Origin of the sequence: Paracoccus aminovorans (genome assembly GCF_001546115.1) — a bacterium.
GTDB lineage: Bacteria > Pseudomonadota > Alphaproteobacteria > Rhodobacterales > Rhodobacteraceae > Paracoccus > Paracoccus aminovorans_B.
In genome coordinates this window covers 1-830 of the sequence record NZ_LNBC01000050.1, presented here as the reverse complement: position 1 = coordinate 830, position 830 = coordinate 1, and the positions used below count along the sequence as shown (strand labels likewise).

The 830-nt window shown below is 66.7% G+C and carries 2 protein-coding genes; both read left to right on the top strand.

Annotated elements, in window-relative coordinates:
* On the top strand, nucleotides 1–430 hold a 430-nt coding region (locus ASV56_RS22305; RefSeq protein WP_062564135.1), incomplete at its 5' end, for a head-tail connector protein.
* Nucleotides 431–432: 2 nt separating this feature from the next.
* Nucleotides 433–753, top strand: a complete 321-nt coding sequence (locus ASV56_RS22300) for a phage head closure protein (RefSeq protein ID WP_036744610.1) — start codon at nucleotides 433–435, stop codon at nucleotides 751–753.
* Nucleotides 754–830: the final 77 nt, after the last annotated feature.

The following is an 830-nucleotide window of genomic DNA, read 5'->3' as shown; positions in this document are numbered from 1 at the left end:
TTATATCGATGCTGCCACCGCCTGGCTCGACGGGCCGGCCGGCATCCTCGGCCGCTGCCTGGTGACCCAAAACTGGCAGATGGGTCTGGATGCCGTCACCGGACCCATCCTGCTGCCGTTTCCCGACAGCGAGATCGACAGCGCCGTGTTCACCGATGCCGCGGGCGGCGATCTCGATTACTGGATCGACCGGCGGGACCAACGCCTGTTGTTGCGACCCCTCGCGGGCTTTGGCCGTCCTGCGGCGATCACCTTCACCGCGGGCTATGGCGCCCCCGCCGAGATCCCCGTCGCCATCCGCCAGGCCATGCTGCTGCTAATCGCCCATTGGTATGAGAACCGGGCGGCCGTCAGTCCGGGCACCAGCCCATCGGCGCTGCCCGTGGCCGTGGATGCGCTGCTCGCCCCCTATCGCAGGATCAGGCTGTGAGCATGGTTGCCGGGCGCCTGCGGCGCAGGGCCACCTTCCAGGAGGCGGTGATGATCCGCGATCCGGACGGGATGCTGATCCAGGGATGGGAAGATCGCTTCACCCTGTGGTGCCATGTCCATTACCTGCGCGGCTCCGAGGCTGTCATGCAGGCACGGCTGGTCTCGAAGTCGCCGGCTATCCTGACGGTCCGTGCCAGCGCCGAGACCCGCGCCATCACCTCCGAATGGCGCGCCGTCATCGATGCGGTGATCTTCGACCTGAAGGAAGACCCTCGGCCCAGTGAGGGCGGCGCCTATCTCGAGATGCTGGCCGAGGCGTGAGAGGCGTAGGATGCGGGAGGCGCCGATGACACCGCACAGTTCTGATCGGTCGGATGCCGAACTGGAAGCATTGTTGG

Bases quoted from the DNA above. Each gene is read 5' to 3' on its own strand.
- ASV56_RS22300 (WP_036744610.1), top strand. From the start codon at position 433: ATGGTTGCCGGGCGCCTGCGGCGCAGGGCCACCTTCCAGGAGGCGGTG.